The sequence below is a fragment of the Brevundimonas sp. genome (genome assembly GCF_023259385.1).
Lineage (GTDB): Bacteria > Pseudomonadota > Alphaproteobacteria > Caulobacterales > Caulobacteraceae > Brevundimonas.
In genome coordinates, this window is record NZ_JAHFPF010000237.1 from 1 (window position 1) to 5385 (window position 5385).

Genomic DNA, 5385 nt, shown 5'->3' on the forward strand with positions numbered 1-5385 from the left:
CTCGGCCGCCGCGCCGAACTGCATGGCGGCGACCGCTTCATGGATCAACCCGCCGGCCTCAGGGCCCAGGATGTGCACGCCGAGGATCTTGTCCGTCGCGGCGTCGGCCAGAACCTTGACCAGACCGTTCTTCTCCAGACGCGCCTTGGCCATGGCGTTGGCGGAGAAGGGGAAGCGCCCCACGCGGTAGGCCACGCCGGCCGCCTTGAGGTCGTCCTCGGTGCGGCCGACCGAAGCCAGTTCCGGCCAGGTATAGACGACCGCCGGAATCGTTCCGTAGTCCACATGGCCCGCGCCCCCCGCCAGGCGTTCGGCCAGGGCGATCCCTTCCTCCTCCGCCTTGTGGGCCAGCATGGCGCCGCCGATGACGTCGCCGATGGCGTAGACCCCGTCGGCGCTGGTCCGGAACCCTTCGTCCACCGGAATAAAGCCCCTGCGGTCGGGCGCAATGCCGACCGTTTCCAGATCGAGCCTGGCGGTTGCGGGCCGTCGGCCGATGGAGACCAGCACGACATCGGCCTTGATGGTTCCTCGCGCGCCATCGCCCATGGGCTCGACGTCGAGGACGACGTCGTCGCCCTCCATCCGCGATCCGACCACCTTATGCCCAAGGCAGAACTGGAAGCCCTGGGCCTCGAGCACCTTGTGCAGCGCCGCCGACATCTCCGAGTCGACGCCGGAGGCGATCCGGTCGAGCACCTCGATGACCGTGACCTCGCTGCCGAGCCGACGCCAGACCGACCCCAGCTCCAGTCCGACGTAGCCGCCGCCGATCACCGCCAGATGGCGCGGCGCCGCCGTCAGGCTCAGGGCGCCGGCGGAGGTGACGATTCGCCGCTCGTCGATGGGCAGGTCGGGCAAGGTCGCCGCTTCCGATCCGCTGGCGATGACCACCGCCTTGCTGGCCTGCACCTCGAAAGCGCCGTCCGCGGCGCGCACCTCCACCCGGTCGCGCGCCAGCAGCCGCCCGCGGCCCTGGAAGCGGGCGACCTTGTGCTTGCGCAGGAGGTAGGCGACCCCTTCGCCAAGCTCGGTCACCACCTTGCCCTTGTGCCGCATGACACCGTCAAGATCGGCCCGCACATTGTCTACCATGACGCCGAACGCTTCGAGATTGCGCGCCATCTCCAGCCGCTCGGTGGCCTGGAGCAGCGCCTTGGACGGAATGCACCCGATGTTCAGGCAGGTCCCCCCGAGCAGTTCGCGGTCGTCGATGACCGCCACCGACAGGCCGAGCTGGCTCGCCCGGATCGCACACGGGTATCCGCCCGGCCCGCCGCCGATGATCACCAGGTCGTAGGAGGTCGTCGAACGGCTCATGGCGTCAGCCTTTGCTGCGAGTGGATGGGAGAGAAGGGCCCCGGCCAGCCCGAGGAAGCGGCATCAGGCGCCCCCCTCATTGAGGGCCGCGTCGCGCGTCTCCATTCGGAACCCGCTTCCGGGGAGGGCCGGCAGGCGGCGGAAGTCGATCTCCAGATCCTGATCCGGCAGCCGGTAGTTCAGGTCGGCGAGCAGGCCGACGGCGCGCTCCATCAGCTCCACGACGATCCCTTCGCCAGGGCAACGGTGACCGGTCGCCGCATCCCCACCGCCCTGGGGGATGAGACCGAACGGATCTCCGGAGCCGTCGCTGAACCGCTCCGGCCGGAACGCCTCGGGATCAGTCCAGTGTGCGGGATCGTGATTGGAGCCATAGAGGTCGAGGACCACCTGACGGCCCTCCGGGAAGACCAGGTCGCGCCAGCGAAACGGCGCGCGCACACGCCCGATCACTGCCGGGAAGAACGGATAGAAGCGTCGGACTTCCTGGACGAAGGCGCGGCGACGTCCGGCGTCGGCGTCGGCCAGACGGGCCGCATCCGGGTGAGCCTGCATCGCGTGCGCCACAAACACGATGTAGACCGAGGTCGCGACAGTCGGCCGCAATACATTGGCCAGTTCGACCGCCGCCGTGTGGATCGGCAACGGTTCGCCGTCCGCGGCGCGGGTCCAGGCCCAGGCGTGGGCGGCCGTGTCCGGATCCGGCGACAGACGGCCGGCGCGAATGTCTTCAATGATCGAGCCCAGCCAGGCGTCGACGCGGCGACGCGCGTGCCTCGACCACAGATGCCGGGGGCCCCGCGATCCCGCCGCGTCGAACAGCGCCCTCAGGTGACGGACCCGTTTCGCCTCTTCGTGCGGCTCGAGCGGCACGCCGGCCCAGGCGCAGACGGCCCGCGTTAGCACCGGCTGCAAGGCGTCATACAGCACGATGTCGTCCTCGCCGGCCCATTCGACGGCCGCGCGCCGCCACTCCGCTTCGAACAGTTCGCCCAGTCGCGCGACACGGGCTGGCGACATCAGGGACATGAACACGCCCTTGCGGGCGCGGTGGGCCTCGCCGTCCAGCCCCTGGACGCCGCCCTCGCCGAGCAGCGTGCGGCGGACCGGCGCCGGCATGGCGCCCGCCCGCACGATGCGGGTCTCGTCATAGAAGATCCGCGCCGCCTCGCGGCCTCTCAGACAGGTCGTCTCCTTCAGCGCCAGGCGGGTCTCGACGACGTCGGCGCCGGCCTGCTCGAACAGGTGGGAAAGGCGCCGATAAGGGTCTGTCAGCAGGGCCAGGGTCTGGTCGCCGTGTCGCGAGGTCGGCCGATGCGTCATCGAAATCCTCCAGAAGGACGGGCGGTCCGCGACGGGAGCCGCCAATCGCCTCAAAACGTCACGGTAGGCCAATGGCTCCGGGGTCTTTGCGCCTTCCGATCTTCCACAGGGTCAAAGCGGCGCGGATGGATCGTGCAACGCCTCGATCACCTTGCAGGCGGAGACCCGGCCCCCGGCGCATTCCGTCGTCATCCGTGAGAGTTCGCGCTGGAGGGCGCGGAGCCGGGCGATCTTCTGTTTCACATCGGCGAGATGACGTTCGGCCAGGGTGCTGGCCTCGGCGCAGGGCCGATCGGGGTGATCCGACAGATCAAGCAAGGAGCGGATCGAATCCAGATCGAAGCCCAGCTGGCGGGCATGCCGGATGAATGACAGGCGGCGCTCCGCCGCGTCGTCATACATGCGCCGGTCGCTGGCGGTGCGCGGCGGCGGCGGAAGCAAGCCGATTTCTTCATAGAAGCGGATGGTCGGAACCTTGACGCCGGTGGCGGCGGCGAGCTTGCCGATGGGACGCAACCCGGACGAGGCGGGAGAGGGGAGGGGCATCGCGTCAGCTCGTAACGGCGGGTGAAAGGCATCTGGGGCGGGGAGGGATCATCGGCCCAGCCCCATCAGGACGACGGCGATGCCGAAGGCGGCAATCGTGGAGGCGCCGGTGAGCGCCATGCCGAAGGCCGGGGCCGCCGCGCCCTGCGCGTAACCCAGGGCGAAGAAACCCCGACCAACCAGATAAAGAGGGACCAACACCGGCAGCAGGATCATCTCCTCGCCGCGCAGCACGGTGGCGAGCACCAGGTGGGCGCTCACCGCCAGAACGGTCTGTTCAAGCGAGTTCTGTAGCACGGCGGCGGGTAGGGCGAGCCTGGCGCCGGGCGCCGCATCGGCGGACCCGGCCGGTCGGCGTCGGACCGGAACCGGATGCTGGCCACCACCCTCAAACACCCCGCGAGCCACAGGAAGACCGGGAGATTCGCCTGCAGGGCATAGGCCAGCCTATCGGCCGTCGCCATGTCGCGCGCCGCGCCGAGAAGGGGCGGGGAAAGCCGCAGCCAGGCGGAGGCCGCCGCTGAGGCGGTGATGAGAATCGCCGGCGCCGAGCGGACGGCGATCGCCCTCTGTTCGGCGGGAAGCCTCATCGCGCCGCCCGTCCCAGGGTCGAGGACGCCGCGCGGCTGTCCGAGCCCCGGACGGTGAGGAGGAGCAGCGCGACGCCGCAGACAATGGCCGCATCGGCGAGGTTGAAGGTCGGCCAGTGCGCCGCCCCCCAATGAAGATCGATAAAATCGGTGACCGCGCCAAAGCGTAGCCGGTCGACGAGGTTCCCGATCGCTCCACCGGCGATGAGGCCTGCGGCGGCCGCCGTCACGGCGCTGCGCGTGCGCCAGATCCACGCCAGCAGGGCGCCGATGATCAGGGAGGCCACGGCGCTCAGCGCCCAGCGGCCGACGGCGCCTGAGCCGGCGAACAGGCCGAAGGTGACGCCGGGGTTGAACCCGAGACGCAGCGCGAGAAACGGCGTGAGGTTGATCGGAGCGTCCAGCTGAGCGCGCGCCGCGGCCTTGGCGGCCTGATCCACGACGGCGATCAGCGCCGCGAGCGCGAAGGCGATCGTCTGCAGGCGGCCGGGAACGCGTCGCGTCGGGTGCATGGTGATCATGAAGCCTCCAATGGATTTCAACTGATTTTGGGCCCTCTAGTTACTAGAGGATCAAGCTGGTTTTATCTGACAGGCGTTTCTTTCATGGAAGCCATGCATTCTCGGCATGATCGTCTAGCCATTGGGAGATGCATGCTTCTCGCGAAAGGGTAATCCGATGACTGAACCCCCTCTCGTCCTGTGCACTTCCTCGCCCGGCTGCAGTTGCGGCGTGGCCTCCAGGTTCGACAGCGCCACCCCGCCTACCGGCGCATCATGATCGCGGTGATCGCCGTCAACTGCGCCGCCTTTATGGCCATAGCCAGCGGCGTGTCCCTGCAAGGCTCGGCGCCCCCTGGGCGCCAATGTGCTCAACTTCCTGGCCGACGCGCCACCTACGGCATCAGCCTGGCCGTGATCGGACGTTCGGTCGCCGTGCAGTCCGGGGCGGCCAATGGCCAAGGCGCCAGCCTCGTTGCGTTGGTGCTGTTATTCCTCAGCTACGCGATCTCGCGAGCCACCTCCGGGGCGCCGTCCCGTGGCATCACCGGACTGGGCCCTCTGGGCTTCTTCGCCAACGCCCTGGCCGGCTTACTGCTGGTAAGCCACTGCGCAGGCGACGCCAACGTCCGCTCGCTCTGGCTATGCGCGCGCAACGACCTTACCCAGAGCCTGGCGTCGCGGCGACCGGCGGAGCGGTCTGGCTGACCGGTTCACGATGGCCCGACCTGATAGCGGGAGCGCTACTCAGGTGAAGATTGCGCATTCTGCAATCTCGATCCACCTGCAGACGCAGCGAAAGAATCGGACGCGATCAGCGTGCGCTCGCTTAAAGATCGCTCGACGTTGCTGAATAGGTCGAGATGGCCGACGACGCGCCACTCTCGGCCTTGCATGTCGACTTTCCCTCTCCCTCACCGCGGATTGGTGGTCACTCGAAACAGTCGCAGCCCCCGAACACTGTAACAGATTGCTTGATCGCCCGAATGAAAGTATCCACCACGCGATGGCGTGGCCAATTGCGACATGGGCAAGACTGATACTGGCGGTGACCCTGGTCTCCGCCGTGTTTTTCGTCGCCCCGATCGCTGACGCCGCGACCTGCG

The 5385-nt window shown here is 68.4% G+C and carries 6 protein-coding genes; 1 reads left to right on the top strand and 5 read right to left on the bottom strand.

The genetic code is table 11. The annotated features are described in order from the left end of the window. The 5 genes from lpdA to lspA form a co-directional block, all read right to left on the bottom strand. A partial coding sequence (gene lpdA, locus Q0C81_RS15375; RefSeq protein ID WP_291839865.1) for a dihydrolipoyl dehydrogenase occupies positions 1 to 1320 on the bottom strand: 1320 nt, incomplete at its 3' end. 63 nt (positions 1321 to 1383) lie between these two features. Continuing rightward, positions 1384 to 2643, bottom strand: coding sequence for a cytochrome P450 (locus Q0C81_RS15380; RefSeq protein ID WP_008261169.1), 1260 nt, complete (start codon positions 2641 to 2643; stop codon positions 1384 to 1386). 111 nt (positions 2644 to 2754) lie between these two features. Beyond that, the gene (locus Q0C81_RS15385; RefSeq protein WP_008263014.1) at positions 2755 to 3159 is read right to left on the bottom strand and encodes a helix-turn-helix domain-containing protein; all 405 of its coding nucleotides are present in this window, start codon (positions 3157 to 3159) and stop codon (positions 2755 to 2757) included. A 78-nt stretch (positions 3160 to 3237) separates the two neighbouring features. Then, positions 3238 to 3597: an MAPEG family protein gene (locus Q0C81_RS15390; protein ID WP_083793338.1), complete on the bottom strand. Its 360-nt coding sequence runs from the start codon at positions 3595 to 3597 to the stop codon at positions 3238 to 3240. 178 nt (positions 3598 to 3775) lie between these two features. Further along, positions 3776 to 4300: a signal peptidase II gene (lspA, locus tag Q0C81_RS15395; RefSeq protein ID WP_008258720.1), complete on the bottom strand. Its 525-nt coding sequence runs from the start codon at positions 4298 to 4300 to the stop codon at positions 3776 to 3778. 255 nt (positions 4301 to 4555) lie between these two features. On the opposite strand from lspA, the gene Q0C81_RS15400 reads away from it, so the two are divergent. Continuing rightward, a complete protein-coding gene (locus Q0C81_RS15400; protein WP_008262257.1) occupies positions 4556 to 4987 on the top strand; it encodes a hypothetical protein in 432 nt (143 codons plus the stop codon). Positions 4988 to 5385: the final 398 nt, after the last annotated feature.

Coding starts and splice junctions, on each gene's coding strand:
- Q0C81_RS15380 (WP_008261169.1), bottom strand. CDS start 2,643: ATGACGCATCGGCCGACCTCGCGACACGGCGACCAGACCCTGGCCCTG.
- lspA (WP_008258720.1), bottom strand. CDS start 4,300: ATGATCACCATGCACCCGACGCGACGCGTTCCCGGCCGCCTGCAGACG.
- Q0C81_RS15400 (WP_008262257.1), top strand. CDS start 4,556: ATGATCGCGGTGATCGCCGTCAACTGCGCCGCCTTTATGGCCATAGCC.